This is a genomic window from Nostoc sp. (assembly GCF_036917815.1).
GTDB lineage: Bacteria > Cyanobacteriota > Cyanobacteriia > Cyanobacteriales > Nostocaceae > Nostoc.
This window is the reverse complement of the sequence record NZ_JBALEK010000036.1, coordinates 23,691-40,012: the sequence shown is the minus strand read 5'-3', so window position 1 is coordinate 40,012 and position 16,322 is coordinate 23,691. Positions and strand designations below refer to the sequence as shown.

Below are 16,322 nucleotides of genomic sequence, written 5' to 3'. Positions count from 1 at the left end.
AAAAGGTAAAAGGTAAAAGAAAATATCCATTCCTTGTTTTTACTTTTTACTTTTTACTTTTTTAGGCTGGGGTCAAGCATGAATCTTAAGCAAATTGCGAAGGACACAGCCAAAACTCTCCAAAGCTATCTGACTTATCAGGCTCTAAGGACAGTATTGGCACAGCTAGGCGAAACGAATCCTCCATTAGAACTTTGGTTGCATAACTTTTCGTCTGGCAAAATTCAGAATGGTGAGTCATACATTGATCAACTGTTGCGAGAAAAACCGGATTTGGCATTGCGAATCATGACTGTCAGAGAACACATTGCCGAAGAAATTGCCGAATTTTTACCGGAAATGGTTCGCACTGGCATTCAGCAAGCCAACATGGAACAGCGTCGCCAGCATTTAGAACGCATCACACGAATAGACACATCTAACCCCAGCCTGCAACCAGAACAGCAAGCAACTTCAGATCCGAATTTGGATAACTTATCCAATTAGTTCGGTCAACCTAGTAGTAAAAAATCGCAACCCATTCTCAAAAACTATGCAAACTTTACCAAAAGAACGTCGTTACGAAACCCTTTCTTATCTTCCCCCCCTTTCTGACGCTCAAATTGCCAAGCAGATTCAGTACATTTTGAATCAAGGTTATATTCCAGCGATCGAGTTTAACGAAACTTCTGTGCCAACAGAATTATATTGGACAATGTGGAAGCTGCCTTTGTTCGGTGCTAAATCCACTCAAGAAGTATTGAGCGAAGTTCAAGCTTGCCGTTCTCAATTCAACACCAGCTATATCCGGGTTGTGGGTTTTGACAACATCAAGCAGTGCCAAATTCTCAGTTTTCTTGTTCACAAACCCAACAAATACTAAAAGCTCCCTAGCTTTTAGTAATTAGTTTATCCCCATAGGAGAGGTAGAATTATCTGCCTCTCCTATTTACTAGATTTTTTTTGAAACGCAGAGGTTTACGCAAAGGGCACGGAGTTATCCGAAGCGTCCCGCTTGGTGGGACAATAAAGACGAGAAATGATGCAAGCCTAGTGTTGTCTCCAGCCCAAAGGAATCTGTATAAATGTGGAAACGAATTGTATTAATTTTGTTATTGGCGTTGAGCTTCAGTCTGAGTAATTCCGATGTAGCGGCTGCGGCTGGACTCAAAAGCTTTGTAGACACTAGTGACGGCTATCAGTTTTTATATCCTAACGGCTGGCTGCAAGTGAAAGTTGCCAATGGGCCAGATGTGGTTTTCCATGATTTGATTGAAGTTTCTGAAAATGTTTCGGTTGTCATTAGCCCAGTTCCAGAAGGCAAAACTTTGTCAGAATTGGGAACCCCAACAGAAGTAGGATATAAATTGGGAAAAGCGGCTCTCGCGCCTCCTGACTCTGGTCGTTCGGCGGAATTAGTCAATGCCGTACAGCGAGAAGTAGACGGTAAAATATATTACCTTTTAGAGTATGAGGTTAATCTCCCCAATCAACAGCAACGACACAACATCGCCAGTGTTGCTGTAAGTCGTGGTAAACTTTTTACCCTCAACGCGTCAATTCCTGAAAAACGCTGGCAAAGAGTTAAACGAATGATTGATGAGGTTGTTAATTCTTTTTCTGTATATTAATTGGGGAATGGGGAGTGGGGATAGAGAATATATTTAATCACCAATGCCCAATTAATAAGTTTTTCTAAAATCTCATGAAAATTCCACCTTTTGTACTTGCCTCAGCTTCCCCAGCCCGACGACGCTTGCTGCAAACTGTTGGTATTGAACCGATAGTTAGACCTAGTGACTTTGATGAGTCGCAAATTGAACTAAGTGATCCAGCAGAATTGGTCAAAACTCTTGCCGACTACAAGGCAAAAACTGTAGCCCCGCAGTTTGAATCGGCTTTGATTATGGGTTGTGATTCAGTTTTGTCGATGAATGGTGAAATTTATGGCAAACCAGCAGACACTTCTGAAGCGATCGCTCGGTGGCAGATAATGCAAGGTAACTTTGGCGACTTATACACAGGTCACACCTTAATTGACTTACAGGAAAACCGTACTTTAGTCAAGTCACAAGTTACAAGAGTTTACTTTGCTCAAATGAGCGACAAGGCCATTGAAGCTTATGTTGCCACAGGTGAACCCCTCAAGTGTGCGGGTGCCTTTGCCATTGAGGGTTTTGGTAGTTTATTCGTTGAAAAAATCGCAGGTTGTCACAGCAATGTAATTGGACTAAGTTTACCCCTGCTGCGGCAGATGCTAGGAGAATTGGGATACGATGTCACTGATTTCTGGCAATAGTCCTTTGCTCAAAGTTAATGACTAATGACCAATGACCAATGACTAATGACTAATGTCAAGTGTTTGCTTATATTGCAAACCACAACAGGTATGGCACGACTGGTTGTAGACTGACTACTAGATCGCATTCCCAACTAGCTTATGTCATTTACTTCTATGCCCTCGCTGCGTGAGCAACAACATCCCCTAATTCGTCAGCTAGCTGATTGTATTGAGGCAGCTTGGCATCAGCACCTGGATTTATCCCCCTACCATTTGCCTGATGAGTTGGGGTATGTGGAAGGTAGACTAGAAGGCGAAAAACTGACGATTGAAAATCGCTGCTATCAAACGCCCCAGTTTCGGAAAATGCACTTGGAATTGGCGAAAATCGGCAATATGCTGGATATTTTGCACTGCGTCATGTTTCCCCGTCCAGAATACAACCTGCCGATGTTTGGTTGCGATTTAGTTGGGGGTAGAGGTCAAATTAGTGCAGCGATCGCAGACCTTTCGCCGATTCAATTAGAACGCACCTTACCAGAATCTTATACTTCTGCACTGACACAGCTCACAGTGCTTAACTTTTCCCAACCCCGTGAATTACCTGAATGGGGAAATATTTTTTCAGATTTTTGCATCTTTGTCCGCCCCAGTTCTCCAGAAGAAGAAACAATGTTTCTCTCGCGGGTGCGAGAATTTTTAGACATTCATTGCACCCAAGCGATCGCCTCACATCCCGTTTCAGTTGAACAAGTCACACAAAATATCGCCGGACAACACAACTACTGCACCAAACAGCAGCAAAACGATAAAACCCGCCGCGTATTAGAAAAAGCCTTTGGCCCAGTTTGGGCAGAAAATTACATGACCACAGTTTTATTCGATCTCCCCAATTAAACTGCCATATCCTGTGAATTGCCTTGGGGAGGTGCCGCAGGCGGTGGAGTTCTTTTTATGCGTCTTCATAAAGAAACGGTATAACACCAACCCATAACTGATTTTGCAGCACCAAAACGTCAATCCGTCCATGCTGTATCTCCTCTCCATCATCCAGCACTAACTCTGCTGATGACTCTGCGACAATTTCAAAAAGAGGATCGTAAAATCTTGCGATCGCTAGTAAGGTAGACACCACCAACAATATCACCGTCCCCTCTAACAAATCAGCTTCAGCACGATGATATAGATATCTGCGCCACAGTACATCCAGGGAGGTTTTTTCAGCTTCGGTAATTTTAGATTTAACTTGCATAATTAGGGTGCTCATGTTGCCCACCCCACAATACTTATGTTTAATTCAGTTATGCAAATTAGATGTTTTTTAGCTTAATCCTTCAGATCACTCTGAGAAAAACTGCTCGTCTTCAATTCGGACTAAACCAAATCGTGTCTGGGCATCTATTAAACTGGTAATTGCTGCTGTCTATGTGATAGTTTTCTACCTTCCTGTGTATGTAAAACCCAGCCTTCGGGTGTTATGGCTTTCCTTATATATGAGATTATTTCATTTTTTATTTCACCAGAACTACTACAATTACTATTGATGCTAGATAATGGGAAGGCTTTGACATTTTCTTGCCAATCTAGCCCAGACAAACAGAACTAACACTTATGCGAACTCATTATTGCGGCGAACTCCGAAAAGAACATATTGGAGAAACAGTTACCTTTTACGGATGGGTAGACCGTCGCCGCGATCACGGTGGGGTGATATTTTTAGATTTACGCGATCGCTCTGGAATTGTCCAAATTGTCAGCGATCCGCAACGCACCCCAGATTCATACCAGCAGGCGAACGCCCTGCGAAATGAATATGTTGTCAAAATAACTGGTAGGGTAACACAACGTCCCGAAGAATCGTTGAATATCCGCATCCCAACAGGCGAGGTAGAAATCTACGCCGATAAAATTGAACTCCTCAATGCTGTCCGCAAACAGTTACCTTTCCAAGTTTCTGTAGCTGATACTGAAACAGTGCGGGAAGATTTGCGGCTAAAATATCGTTATTTAGATTTACGACGCGATCGCATGGCACAAAATTTGCAACTGCGTCATCAAATTGTCAAAGCGATGCGTCGTTATCTAGAAGATTTGGAAGGTTTTATCGAAGTCGAAACCCCAATACTTACCCGTTCTACCCCAGAAGGGGCGCGGGATTATGTTCTACCCAGTCGCGTCAATCCTGGCGAGTGGTATGCTTTGCCGCAATCACCCCAGTTATTTAAACAATTGCTGATGGTATCTGGCTTGGATAGATATTATCAGATTGCCCGTTGCTTTCGTGACGAAGATTTACGCGCCGACAGACAACCAGAATTTACCCAATTGGACATGGAAATGAGCTTCATGTCCCAAGAAGAAATTATCGAATTAAACGAGAACTTAGTTTGCCATATCTTCAAAACCGTTAAAGGCATTGAGTTACAGCGCCCTTTCCCTCGTCTCACTTACGCGGAGGGGATGGAACGTTACGGGAGTGATAAACCAGATACACGCTATGATTTGGAATTAGTTGATGTCTCAGATATCGTCAAAGACTCTGGTTTCAAAGTCTTTCGAGACACTGTTATCAATGGTGGTATCGTCAAAATTCTCCCCATTCCCAACGGTAACGATGTAATTTCTAATGTCCGTATTAAACCAGGCGGTGACTTATTTAAAGAAGCCAGCGAAGCCGGTGCTAGAGGTTTAGCTTTTATCCGCGTCAGAGATGATGGCGAAATTGACACCATTGGCGCGATAAAAGACAACCTAAGCGTTGAGCAAAAACAAGAAATTTTACGCCGCACAGGTGCAAAAGCTGGACATTTGCTGTTGTTTGGGGCAGGGGAAGCTGCTACAGTTAATAAAACTTTAGATAGACTACGGCAAGCGATCGCTAAAGAATTTGGTTTAATTGATCCAGAAAAAATCAACTTACTCTGGATTACAGACTTCCCAATGTTCGAGTGGAATGCTGACGAAAAGCGTCTAGAAGCACTGCACCACCCATTTACAGCACCACATCCTGATGATTTGAGCGATTTAAAGACTGCACGCGCCCAAGCTTATGACTTGATACTCAACGGCGTAGAAGTTGGCGGCGGAAGTCTACGGATTTATCAGCGAGAAATTCAACAGCAAGTGTTTGAAGCAATTGGGTTATCTCCTGAAGAAGCGCAAAGTAAATTTGGCTTTCTCTTAGAAGCATTTGAATATGGTACACCCCCGCATGGTGGCATCGCCTACGGTTTAGATCGTTTGGTGATGTTGCTAGCTGGAGAAGAATCTATTCGTGATGTAATTGCTTTTCCGAAAACACAACAAGCACGTTGTTTATTAACAGATGCACCTTCGAGTGTAGATGCTAAACAGTTGAAAGAATTACACGTTGCTTCAACTTATAAACCAAAGGCTTAGTGAACTAGGGAATTGTCTAAGTAAGATTTGGTTGGGTTTTGAATCCCCATTCAAATCTTCTCAGTCCCCAGTCCCCAATTCAATGGAAACATAACTCATATAGCGGTTCCCACTCAGATGCGGTGGAAAATTAGATCGCAAGGTCTAGGGGCAATTCATGAATTGCCCCTACGGGTGTACCTCACGTGAACGAGAACCGCTATAACTCTTATTTATTACCTCATTGTGACAAATTCTTCTGCGGCTGAGGGATGGATACCCACAGTAGCGTCAAAGTCTTTTTTGGTTGCGCCCATCTTGAGTGCGATCGCTACACCTTGGATAATTTCAGCTGCATTTTCACCTACCATGTGAGCGCCTAGGACTTTATCAGTGTTGGTATCAACCACTAACTTCATCATTGTCTTCTCTTGCTTACCAGTCAAACTATGATACATGGGGCGAAAGCGACTGCGATATATGGTAACAGCATCACCGAGTTTTTCCCGTGCTTCGGCTTCTGTCCAGCCGACTGTTGCGGCTTCAGGGTGAGAAAATATGGCTGTGGGTACAGTTTGGTGACTGAATTCGCGGCGGTTATTGCCGAATTCACTATCGGCAAAGGCACGACCTTCACCAATGGCCACGGGAGTTAAATTGATTCGGTCTGTGACATCGCCAACAGCAAAGATATTCGGTTGACTAGTTTGACTATATTCATTGACTGCGATGGCATTTGTGTTCAGGTATCCAGGTCCTTCGATAGAACTAGCAACAACATTGACCACAGCATTTTCTAAACCTAGTCCATCGACATTGGGAGTTCGACCAGTCGCTACTAAAAACACATCGGCAATTACTGGTTCTTGGTCTTTCCCTGATAAAGTTAGTTTAAACCCTTCTGGCATCCGTTCAATTGTTTTTACCACATTATTCTTAATCAACCGAATTCCGTGGTTTGTCATACCCTCTTCAATTTCTGTGCGAATGTCATCATCAAACCCCTTCAAAATCTTTTCACCTCTGGTAATTTGCGTCACCTCAGAACCCAAACCGCGCATGATACAAGCAAATTCCGTGCCAATATAACCAGCGCCAAGAATGACAATGTGTTTTGGTTGTTCTTTTAGATGAAATATTTCGTTAGAGGTAATGCCATATTCCATTCCTGGTAAATCTGGCTTGATAGGACGCCCACCAACAGCAATTAAAATTTTGTCTGCTGTAACTTTGCGTCCATCAACTTCTACGGTGTGGGGATCTAGCAACGTGGCGCGACCGGAAATTAGCTTTACTCCGGCTTTTTCTAAAAAGCTTATATGTAGTTGTGACAGTCGCCGAACTTCCTTATCTATAGATGTAATGAAATATTCCCAGTCCAATTCCGCATTACCCACTTTCCAGCCATAGCCTGAAGCTTCACTGAATATTGCAGGAAAGTGAGAGCCATAGACCATGAGTTTTTTGGGAATGCAACCGCGAATTACACAAGTGCCACCAACTAAATCATATTCAGCGATCGCCACTTTTGCGCCGTAGCTAGCCGCTCGTTTGGAAGCCGCCAAACCTCCAGAACCCGCACCAATTACAAATAGGTCGTAATCAAAAGTCATAAATTTATGTATCTCTTTAGCAACAAGTTACTTCTTGGGAACTTACACAGAGTGCGATTGAACTATATAAGGATATCCGGTGAACCCTACATAAATCCTATCCTTGATTTCTGCAAGCCGCACACTCGTAACTTCCAGTCATCAGTTAAGCGCTCCATATTTGAGTGAATTTGTCTTAGAAGTTAATATAACCTCCGTCGGTACGCCGGAGGCTATAAAACGCCTGTGGAGAAACTTATTATAGTTCTGCCCCTAGCGCTGGGTATAAATTTACGTTTATGTGGTTTTCAGTGGAGGTTTAGTTTCTACAGGAGGCGTTGGTGGAGTTACTACAGGAGGCGTTGGTGGAGTTACTACAGGAGGCGTTGGTGGAGTTACTACAGGAGGCGTTGGTGCAGATTCTACAGGAGTTATTGGTGTAGAGATTACAGGAGTTATTGGTGCAGATTCTACAGGAGTTATTGGTGTAGAGACTCCGTTATTATTCGGATTAACTATATTGTTATTATTACCATTTCTGCCAAATCGTTGCTCAGTATTTGACAGGAATTGTCCTATGTCCTCAAAGGAATTTAATGGGGAATCATTTCCAATGGGTTCTACTGGGGAATTGTCTGTGAGCGTGTCTTTGGTGGAAGAACTTGAAGGACTAGTAGTTAGCTCTGTAAAAGCTGGGTTTTCAACTACTCCCTCACCTGTTATGGGCGACTGTGTCCTCAAAGCCGCAGCAGTTTCAGCTTGAACGCTAGCGATCGCTGGGTCGGCTGTAGGTGTAACATTTTGCTTGGTTAAATCAAGCCCCCGGACCATATCGCTCGTTTGATAAAAATTTCTAAGATCAAAATCGTATAAGCCCTGAAATTTGCCTTTAACTATAACCATCATCTGTCCTGCTTGCAGCACCTGAGTTTGAGAAGTTTCCTTATTAGAAACTTCAATACCACTATTTGTCAGCGCACCGACAATCGTGGTATCTGTTTGTTGGTTGTAGCGTACAAATAAAGCCGAACCACGAATTGCTGCTGCTGCACTTGGCGTTTGTATAAATGTTTGTCCCCTTCCAGGTGGAATAAGCAGCAATGCGGTTCCATTTGACAATCTAAAGCTGCGAGTTTTTGGTAAAAATTGAAACATAGCCTCTTCCCCAACTCGTGCCAAAGAGCCGTCGTTAAAGCGCAACTCTGCTAGGGAAGCCCGACCAGTTGACAACCCATCCCCAGGAATCATTGCATCTAATTTGCGTGCCGGACGCTTCTTTTGTCTATCTTTGGGTATCAGTTGTACCAAGTTGCGGAGGTTCTGAATCTCTGCTCGCGTCAGAGGAGTTATGGCACTTACCCGATTTGGCAAAGGCAGTACTATAAATCCCCATAAACCAATTACTAATAGTGGAAACGATTTATGAAACATAGTTTGAGAATTTCTAAACTTCAAATAATACCAAACAAGTTAAAGGTTTCAGCTGCTGCTAATTGTGAGATTAAGTTTTGTTAGGTAAACTTATCTGGAATTTAATGTACATTTAATACACAGAATAGATAATAACCTATGTGTTTAGTTTATTTAAGTTTTTCTTGTGAAACTGACATTTTATGCAATAAAATCTGTGGCATATTTAAAAGTTAGTACTTGATACAAAGAATTAAACAAGGACTATCTTACAGATAATTCTTTCTAATCAGATCAGCCACAGGGTCATGAGTTATGCGGGGAAAGGAGTTGTTAGGGATCTGTTGTGAAATGACTCACTGGCTGTATTTCACTAGGGTTCAGCAAAATTCTTATCGGAGCATCTCAGTTTTGCAAAAAAATCTGGTAAAAATCCGAAAAATAGCAATTTTAGTTTGTAGTTTCAGTATATACCTACAAAGCTCAGATAGATGTACTCAATTGTATATTTTGAGTCGGAACTTCCGATACAGGCTGTCGGGCTATGTTCGGCAAACGCGATCTAACCAGATGCGACTCAATAACTGGAAGAATTTGTTTTTTTGTATTTTGTTAGCGTCCACTGGTGGAAGTTGGTGTTGCATTAGAGTAGATGCGGCAGAATCTGCAAATACAGATATTTGGCATCCTAAAAATTTACCAAGCACACAGATGAAGAGTGCTGAGTTGAAAGATCGTACAGAAGAGGCGGGGTATCAAGCTTCTAGCGATGAAAATATTCCGCCCATCAGGGGCTTTGGTTCTACCAAGTACATAAGCACTGAGTATTTATTGATTTTCTCAGCACTGGCTCAAGGCTCCGCTACCACTAATAGGAATCAGCACTCAGCACTGGGTCTGGTAAATTACCAGCAGTTATGTCAGAAGTTGGAACAAGAGGCAATTAACCCTTTGTGCAAGCAGTCCAGTGAGTCGCATCCTTTAGACTTCCAGATGCCGTTAAATCTGGCACAGCAAACACGAGAAACACCTAAACCGCCAGAGAAAACCCAACAACCTCAAGATACTCAAAATCAAAATGACCCGCCACAGCTAGAATCGCCGCCCAATAATTTGCCCACATCTCCTTTAGATTTAGACTCAAAAGACCGACTATTAAATGCGCCTGAGATGAATCAGTCCCAAAAAAGGCTAGAGAGGCTAATGGAGCTGATACGATCGCGAAAACAGCCACCTAAGTCTGATAGCGATCGCGAATTGGGGTTGCGGGTGCGGTTAAAACCCTTAGAACAGCAGCCACTACCACCGACAAAACAACCCGTAGTTAAGTTTAAACCCATAGGCTATCTACAGGCCAATGTGGGCTACTTCCAAACAAATAACATTTTTTCCTCAAAAGATAGTCCAACAGAAGATGGTTTAATTATTTCTGGACTGACGTTAGCCTCTGCATATTTCCCTTTGGGATCTAAGACTTATTTAAACGGCTCAATTGATGGCAATCTCATTCGTTATATAAATCAGTCACAATATGATTACAACCAGGTCAGATTAAATCTCAATATTTACCAGCAGCTATCCCCGCGAATGTACGGAGAAATCAGTTGGAGCAATCAACAGTTATTTTATGCCAACAACAGCGATCGCACCGATAGCTTCAAAGCAGGCGATCGCTTTTTAAATGAGACTTCCTTCCAACTGTCTCTGGGACGGCGAGATCCCTTAAGTTCAAGATTAACGCTAGATAGCTTCTACGAATTGAGTGTAAATTTTGCTGACCCCTCAAGTCGTAATCGGATAATCAATTCCTTTTGGGTGTCTCTCAACTACTACTTGCAAAAACCTCTCCAGGTTGGTATTGACTACCAGGTGAACTTGTCGGAATTTACAGACGGCGATCGAGAAGACCAACTTCATCGGCTATTTGGGCACTTAAATTACCGAATATCCGATACCATTAATATGAATGTGCAGGCTGGAGTGAGTTTAGGTAGTTCAACCGCCGAAAATATTGATTTTGATGGCTGGTTCTTCAGTGTTAATTACAATTTGCAATTAGGTCGGTTTTGAAATTTGTCCTTTGTCATTAGTCATTTGTCCTTTGCCAAAAACCAATAACTAATGACCAATGACTAATGACTAATCCAATCACTCCAACTTCCAGCATAAAGTTTACCCTTGTTAATGCCAGCTAATTCTAAAGAAAGTAAATTCACACAAGCGGTAACACCAGAACCGCAATAAACCAAGATTTCTTCGGCTGTTTCTAGCTTTTCCCACCGGCGGCGTTGCTCATCTTGAGGGAGTAAGTACCCGGAAGAGTCTGTAACTTCTTGCCAGGGATAGTTGACTGCACCGGGAATATGTCCGGCAATTTTATCAATTGGTTCTCGTTCACCTCGGTAGCGATCGCTTTCTCTTGAATCTACCAATACTACCTCTTGGCTATCTTTCCGGCTTTTAACCTCTGTAATATTTACCACATTTTGTGATTGTACTTGAGCGACAAAAGTACCCACGCGGGGGTGAGGAATAACATCTGTAACAGAATACCCAGCTTTTTGCCATTCTGCAAAGCCTCCATCCAGTACTGCGACTTGCTCATGTCCTAGATAGCGCAATAGCCACCACAGACGAGCAGCAAAGGCAAGGCGCGAATCATCATAAGCTACAACTAAAGTTTTTTGGTAATTTACCCCAATCGCTGCAAATTTGTTAGCGATATCATTGGGGTTAGGTAAAGGGTGTCTCCCGCCATGCTTACCCACTGGACTGGAAAGATCCTGATTCAAATCTAGGTAATATGACCCTTTGATATGATTTGTTTGATACTGTTGTTGTCCTAATTGTGCATCCGCTAAAGAAAAGCGACAATCCACAATAACGACTTGCGGATCTTCTAGATGTTCAAACAACCAAGCTGGTGAAACAACAAATTGATGATTGGGCATAGGGTAGTTGTACTGAGTGCAGTCGTTGGCGCAGTCTCTCGTAGAGAAGTATGGGGCATTGGGCATTGGGTAAAACAGTTCCGCTTTCACGAATTCTGAGTAAATAAGTTAGATTTCCTACTCAGCACTCAGGATTCCTGAAGGGTATGGGGCATTGGCATTATTTAGTTTTATTTATAAAATGTCAGACTTAGAGAATTTTACACCGAAACTAACAGCAGATGGTTCTTTCACCTTTGTCTCTCAAGAGTTTGGTGAATCCTTTCACAGCCATTATGGAGCTAGGCAGGAGAGTTTTTTCAAGTTTGTGAAACCGACTCAACTGGCTATAGCTGCTCAAAAACCAATATTGCGACTATTGGATATTTGTTATGGTCTAGGATATAACACAGCTGCCGCTTTGCAGACAATTTGGGCAGTGAATCCCAGTTGTTGTGTTGAAGTAATCGGTTTAGAACTGAATCCATCTGTGCCACAAGCTGCGATCGCTCATCACTTGTTCGACAATTGGAACTGTAACTATATTGGAATTTTGAAAGAGTTAGCTTTTGAGCATCAGGTGCAAACACCTTACCTGAAAGGGAAGCTACTAATTGGCGATGCTAGAACTACAATTAGCTTAGTATCTCACTCGGGTTTCTGGGCAGACGCAATTTTCCTCGATCCTTTTTCACCAACTCAATGTCCTCAACTATGGACTATTGAATTTATTAAACAGCTGGCATTGTGTTTACATCCAGATGGTTTATTAGCCACCTATTCTTGTTCTGCTGCTGTACGCACAGCACTTTTGTCTGCTGACTTGGTGATTGGTTCTACCCCACCAGTGGGAAGGCGATCGCCTGGTACCGTGGCAAGACATTTTAGGAGTGCTGAGTTTAAAGATGACTCAGCACTCACCACCCTCTCACAAGCTGAAAAAGAACACTTGCTAACTCGTGCTGCTATTCCCTATCGCGATCCTCAATTGAGAGATCAAACTGAAGTCATAGAAATGCGGCGACAACAAGAGCAACAAACGTCTTCCCTAGAACCTACCTCCCATTGGCGAAAAAGGTGGCTCTTGGGAACACAAGGCAGGGATTTTATCGGAACTAGTTTGTAGTTGCCATGTCTACAATGGGCGTGTTCCTCAGTCGTTCTGACAATTCAGCAGCATCTGGAAAACCTCACTTCTATTTCTCTCTTCCTTTAAGGAGAGAGACTTTGAATTTTCCCCCTTCCCTCGTAGGGAAGGGGGTTAGGGGGTTAGGTTTTTGGTGGACTTTTCCACATAACGTGAAAAGTCAGCTCAGTCGTTAAGGGACTGACAAATAAAAAAATACTCAACTATTTCTTGTGGGGCGGGTGAGACACCCACCCCACAAGATTGGATAATTTATTTGTTGGAAGTCCCTAATTCCAGAAAAATTAAACATTTTTTGCCAAAAATTCTCATTTATTTTCCAGATACTCAGGCAACGAGTTTTTACGAGCCAAATAGATTGTTTCTATGGTAATATTTAATACTAGCTACTACTTCACAGTACTTGAGTATTACCATAACTTAGTAAGTAAAAACATATATACTTAATGATTAACATAAAAATGTGAAAACCAAAACTCGATATATCGAGTAAAGCGGGCAATTGTAAGACTTTCTGACATCCTTAGCTGAAGAAATCTCCGTAAAAAACCTGATTTAACATTTGTGCCAATTCATCATACTGGAATTACAAGCAAAGAATTTGCCGACAACATACCGCTTGTTCGTAACATAAAAAATACATACTGCCAAAAACTTAGAGAGGCAGATTGGTATCATGCATAATCTCTATGGAAACTCTGGCTAAGAGACAGTCGAATATTAAATTTATTGTTGAAATATGACACTGTTAACTTGTTCAAAAACTTGGAGTGCCTTTGTGATTGAATGGAAGTCTAACCATACAGGCTTTACAGAACAAATTGCTAGTGGATCAAACCCAATTAGCGCAGTGAACAATATTGGGTCAAATCACGCCGTAGGATCGCCAAATGCGGAGAGTTCCTTAGGCTTATCTCAAGAAGACCTTATGCTTGAAGATAGACCAGCAGTGTCTTCCTGGATAAAAACTGATTTTAATTATGGTAATAATTCATTGGTGTCTAGAACACTACAAGCCAAAGGTTCTAAAGTGAATGGATTTGATTTAGATCCGCCAAGGGTTTTAGTAGTTGACGATCATGCCGCCAGTCGGATGACTGCTGTTGCCCTCTTGGGGATGGAAGGATACGAAGTGATTGAGGCAGACAGAGGTTCCATTGTTGTGGGATTGGTAACTCAAAAACAACCAGATTTGATTTTGCTGGATGTGATGATGCCAGGAATGGATGGATTTGAAGTGTGCCAATTGCTCAAACAGGATGAGCAGACTAGGCTAATCCCAGTGATTTTTATTACAGCGTTAAATGACAGGCGATCGCGCATTCGGGGAATTGAAGTTGGGGCAGATGATTTTCTCACCAAACCCTTTGATCGTGTAGAGCTGTCGGCGCGTGTAAAGTCCTTGGTGCGGCAGAAGCGTCTAAACGAAGATTTAGACCATGCCGAACAAGTACTATTTTCCATTGCCATATCCATTGAAAGTCGCGATCCCAATACAGGCAACCATTGTGAACGCCTGGTAAAACTGGGACAAGTTTTTGGTGAATACCTCAAGCTTTCACGCTACCAAATTCGAGATTTGATATGGGGTGCTTATCTTCACGATATCGGTAAGGTGGGTATTCCCGATGCAGTGCTGCTAAAAAAAGGCGAACTCACCCCCGAAGATTGGCAGATCATGCAGCAACATGTTTTGATTGGAGAAAAAATCTGCCAACCACTACGCAGTATGCGGGGTGTTATTCCGATTATTCGCCATCACCACGAACGCTGGGATGGCTCAGGCTACCCTGATAGACTCAAGGGGCATGATATTCCCTACCTGGCGCAAGTATTTCAGTTAATTGATATTTACGATGCCCTAACCAGCGAACGACCTTATAAAGAAGCTTTTCCTTCAGCAGAAGCACTTTCAATGATGCAAAAAGAAACTGATTCTGGTTGGCGTAATCCCAAGCTAATGAAGCAGTTTGCAGAGTTTATTTGCTCCTGTCAAGAAAAAGAGTAATTAGCGAGTGGGGAGTGGGGCATAATGATTTGTAGCTGCTGTAATGAGCGCAAATTTGTATTATCATCTCCGCCTTTTACGAAAGCAGTTCTCCTGAATCCTTTTATATTTTACTCTTCTATGATTAGCTGGTATGATTTGAGGCTACATTTTAAAGTACCAACAGCATTAATCATAATGTCACTGATAGCTGATAGCTAATTATGGTAGTTGTAGCAATTCTAGCGGCGGGACGCGGTACACGGATGAAATCAAGCTTACCCAAGATTTTACATTCTTTGGGTGGGCGATCGCTATTAGAGAGAGTTCTCGAAAGTGTAGAACCACTTTCACCCTCACGGCAAATCGTGATTGTAGGATATCAGTCTGAGGAAGTGCAAGCCGCCATGCATTCAATTCCCGGCTTGGAGTTTGTCGAACAGACTGTGCAATTGGGAACAGGTCATGCTATCCAGCAATTACTTCCTCACTTGGAAGATTACACTGGGGATTTGCTGGTACTTAACGGCGATTTACCGTTGATACGCAGCGAAACTCTGAAGCAGATGTTGCAAACTCACGCCCAAAATCAGAATGCCGCCACTATTCTCACCTCGCACCTACCCGACCCCACAGGCTACGGGCGGGTTTTTTGTAACGATGAAAATATTGTGCAGCAAATGGTCGAACATAAGGATTGTACTGCTGCTCAAAGACAAAATCAACGGATTAACGCTGGAGTTTACTGCTTCCGTTGGCCAGATTTAGCAAAGGTGCTTCCCCACCTCCAGCCAAATAATGTCCAAAAAGAATACTATCTGACTGATGCTGTGACTCAGGTGGGACAAGTGATGGCAGTGGATGTGGAAGACTATCAAGAAATTCTCGGCATTAACGATCGCCTGCAACTGGCAACAGCCTACGAGATTTTGCAAAAACGAGTCAAGGAAAAATGGATGCTGGCGGGTGTCACCCTTATCGACCCCACAAGCATCACCATTGATGAAACTGTCAAATTAGAGCCGGATGTAATTATTGAACCCCAAACTCACCTGCGGGGAAATACGGTGATTCAAACCGGAAGTCACATTGGGCCGGGGAGTTTAATTGAAAATAGCCAGTTGGCTGAAAATGTCATGGTGCAGTATTCAGTAGTAATAAATAGCACCGTGCAGGCAGGAAGCCGAATTGGCCCTTATGCTCATTTGCGCGGTCAGGTACAGGTGGGTGCTGGTTGCCGTGTGGGAAATTTTGTGGAATTGAAAAATACGCAATTAGGCGATCGCACCAATGCGGCACATTTGTCGTATATAGGTGATAGCGTTGTCGGCAATCATGTAAATATTGGTGCCGGTACAATTACTGCCAATTATGACGGCGTGAAGAAACATCGTACCAAAATAGGCGATCGCACGAAAACTGGTGCCAATAGCGTTTTAGTGGCTCCAATTACCTTGGGTGATGATGTCTACATCGCAGCTGGTTCGACGATCACAGAAGATGTTCCTGATGATTCTCTAGCGATCGCCCGTAGTCGTCAGGTGGTGAAACCAGCTTGGCGGAGGAAAAGTTAGAAATGTAATTCTCATTCTTCTTTATGTTTCTGCTTCAAGGGAAT

Annotated in this window: 13 protein-coding genes and 1 pseudogene; 10 read left to right on the top strand and 4 right to left on the bottom strand. The window is 42.8% G+C overall.

Annotation, left to right across the window (positions count from 1 at the left end; translation table 11 throughout):
- Nucleotides 1-78: 78 nt before the first annotated feature.
- The 5 genes from rcbX to V7K97_RS10065 all read left to right on the top strand — a co-directional run bounded on the left by rcbX (nt 79) and on the right by V7K97_RS10065 (nt 3,157).
- On the top strand, nt 79-486 hold the full coding sequence (gene rcbX, locus V7K97_RS10085; protein ID WP_334800765.1) for a RuBisCO chaperone RbcX: 408 nt from the start codon (nt 79-81) through the stop codon (nt 484-486).
- Between the two features lie 46 nt (nt 487-532).
- Nucleotides 533-862, top strand: coding sequence for a ribulose bisphosphate carboxylase small subunit (locus V7K97_RS10080; RefSeq protein WP_292714139.1), 330 nt, complete (start codon nt 533-535; stop codon nt 860-862).
- Nucleotides 863-1,064: 202 nt separating this feature from the next.
- On the top strand, nt 1,065-1,610 hold the full coding sequence (gene psbP / locus V7K97_RS10075; RefSeq protein ID WP_334800764.1) for a photosystem II reaction center PsbP: 546 nt from the start codon (nt 1,065-1,067) through the stop codon (nt 1,608-1,610).
- Nucleotides 1,611-1,684: 74 nt separating this feature from the next.
- Entirely contained in the window at nt 1,685-2,278 is a 594-nt protein-coding gene (locus V7K97_RS10070; RefSeq protein WP_334800763.1) for a Maf family protein, read from the top strand.
- Between the two features lie 141 nt (nt 2,279-2,419).
- Nucleotides 2,420-3,157: a phycocyanobilin:ferredoxin oxidoreductase gene (locus V7K97_RS10065; RefSeq protein ID WP_334800762.1), complete on the top strand. Its 738-nt coding sequence runs from the start codon at nt 2,420-2,422 to the stop codon at nt 3,155-3,157.
- 79 nt (nt 3,158-3,236) lie between these two features.
- On the opposite strand, the pseudogene V7K97_RS10060 reads toward V7K97_RS10065, so the two are convergent.
- Nucleotides 3,237-3,674 (bottom strand): annotated as a pseudogene (locus tag V7K97_RS10060) (hypothetical protein); the annotation flags it as partial.
- 197 nt (nt 3,675-3,871) lie between these two features.
- Here V7K97_RS10060 and aspS point away from each other — a divergent pair.
- Nucleotides 3,872-5,659, top strand: coding sequence for an aspartate--tRNA ligase (gene aspS / locus V7K97_RS10055; RefSeq protein WP_334800761.1), 1,788 nt, complete (start codon nt 3,872-3,874; stop codon nt 5,657-5,659).
- A 215-nt stretch (nt 5,660-5,874) separates the two neighbouring features.
- Here the strand turns inward: aspS and gor are convergent, their stop codons facing one another.
- Nucleotides 5,875-7,251, bottom strand: coding sequence for a glutathione-disulfide reductase (gor, locus tag V7K97_RS10050; RefSeq protein WP_334800759.1), 1,377 nt, complete (start codon nt 7,249-7,251; stop codon nt 5,875-5,877).
- A gap of 276 nt (nt 7,252-7,527) precedes the next feature.
- Nucleotides 7,528-8,661 carry a FecR family protein gene (locus V7K97_RS10045; protein WP_334800758.1) on the bottom strand — a complete coding sequence of 378 codons (1,134 nt, stop codon included), beginning with the start codon at nt 8,659-8,661 and terminating at the stop codon, nt 7,528-7,530.
- A 549-nt stretch (nt 8,662-9,210) separates the two neighbouring features.
- Here V7K97_RS10045 and V7K97_RS10040 point away from each other — a divergent pair.
- Nucleotides 9,211-10,710, top strand: a complete 1,500-nt coding sequence (locus V7K97_RS10040; RefSeq protein WP_334800756.1) for a hypothetical protein — start codon at nt 9,211-9,213, stop codon at nt 10,708-10,710.
- Between the two features lie 62 nt (nt 10,711-10,772).
- On the opposite strand, the gene V7K97_RS10035 is transcribed toward V7K97_RS10040, so the two are convergent.
- On the bottom strand, nt 10,773-11,591 hold the full coding sequence (locus V7K97_RS10035; protein WP_334800755.1) for a sulfurtransferase: 819 nt from the start codon (nt 11,589-11,591) through the stop codon (nt 10,773-10,775).
- A gap of 181 nt (nt 11,592-11,772) precedes the next feature.
- On the opposite strand from V7K97_RS10035, the gene V7K97_RS10030 reads away from it, so the two are divergent.
- The 3 genes from V7K97_RS10030 to glmU all read left to right on the top strand — a co-directional run bounded on the left by V7K97_RS10030 (nt 11,773) and on the right by glmU (nt 16,278).
- A complete protein-coding gene (locus V7K97_RS10030; protein ID WP_334800754.1) occupies nt 11,773-12,696 on the top strand; it encodes a tRNA (5-methylaminomethyl-2-thiouridine)(34)-methyltransferase MnmD in 924 nt (307 codons plus the stop codon).
- 799 nt (nt 12,697-13,495) lie between these two features.
- Entirely contained in the window at nt 13,496-14,725 is a 1,230-nt protein-coding gene (locus tag V7K97_RS10025; RefSeq protein ID WP_334800811.1) for a response regulator, read from the top strand.
- Between the two features lie 203 nt (nt 14,726-14,928).
- Nucleotides 14,929-16,278, top strand: coding sequence for a bifunctional UDP-N-acetylglucosamine diphosphorylase/glucosamine-1-phosphate N-acetyltransferase GlmU (gene glmU / locus V7K97_RS10020; protein WP_334800753.1), 1,350 nt, complete (start codon nt 14,929-14,931; stop codon nt 16,276-16,278).
- Nucleotides 16,279-16,322 lie beyond the last annotated feature (44 nt).

What these genes read in the sequence shown, in the direction of transcription:
- V7K97_RS10030 (WP_334800754.1), top strand. Translation starts at nt 11,773, where the DNA reads ATGTCAGACTTAGAGAATTTTACACCGAAACTAACAGCAGATGGTTCT.
- V7K97_RS10040 (WP_334800756.1), top strand. Translation starts at nt 9,211, where the DNA reads ATGCGACTCAATAACTGGAAGAATTTGTTTTTTTGTATTTTGTTAGCG.
- rcbX (WP_334800765.1), top strand. Translation starts at nt 79, where the DNA reads ATGAATCTTAAGCAAATTGCGAAGGACACAGCCAAAACTCTCCAAAGC.
- V7K97_RS10080 (WP_292714139.1), top strand. Translation starts at nt 533, where the DNA reads ATGCAAACTTTACCAAAAGAACGTCGTTACGAAACCCTTTCTTATCTT.
- psbP (WP_334800764.1), top strand. Translation starts at nt 1,065, where the DNA reads ATGTGGAAACGAATTGTATTAATTTTGTTATTGGCGTTGAGCTTCAGT.
- gor (WP_334800759.1), bottom strand. Translation starts at nt 7,251, where the DNA reads ATGACTTTTGATTACGACCTATTTGTAATTGGTGCGGGTTCTGGAGGT.
- V7K97_RS10070 (WP_334800763.1), top strand. Translation starts at nt 1,685, where the DNA reads ATGAAAATTCCACCTTTTGTACTTGCCTCAGCTTCCCCAGCCCGACGA.
- aspS (WP_334800761.1), top strand. Translation starts at nt 3,872, where the DNA reads ATGCGAACTCATTATTGCGGCGAACTCCGAAAAGAACATATTGGAGAA.
- V7K97_RS10045 (WP_334800758.1), bottom strand. Translation starts at nt 8,661, where the DNA reads ATGTTTCATAAATCGTTTCCACTATTAGTAATTGGTTTATGGGGATTT.
- V7K97_RS10035 (WP_334800755.1), bottom strand. Translation starts at nt 11,591, where the DNA reads ATGCCCAATCATCAATTTGTTGTTTCACCAGCTTGGTTGTTTGAACAT.
- glmU (WP_334800753.1), top strand. Translation starts at nt 14,929, where the DNA reads ATGGTAGTTGTAGCAATTCTAGCGGCGGGACGCGGTACACGGATGAAA.
- V7K97_RS10065 (WP_334800762.1), top strand. Translation starts at nt 2,420, where the DNA reads ATGTCATTTACTTCTATGCCCTCGCTGCGTGAGCAACAACATCCCCTA.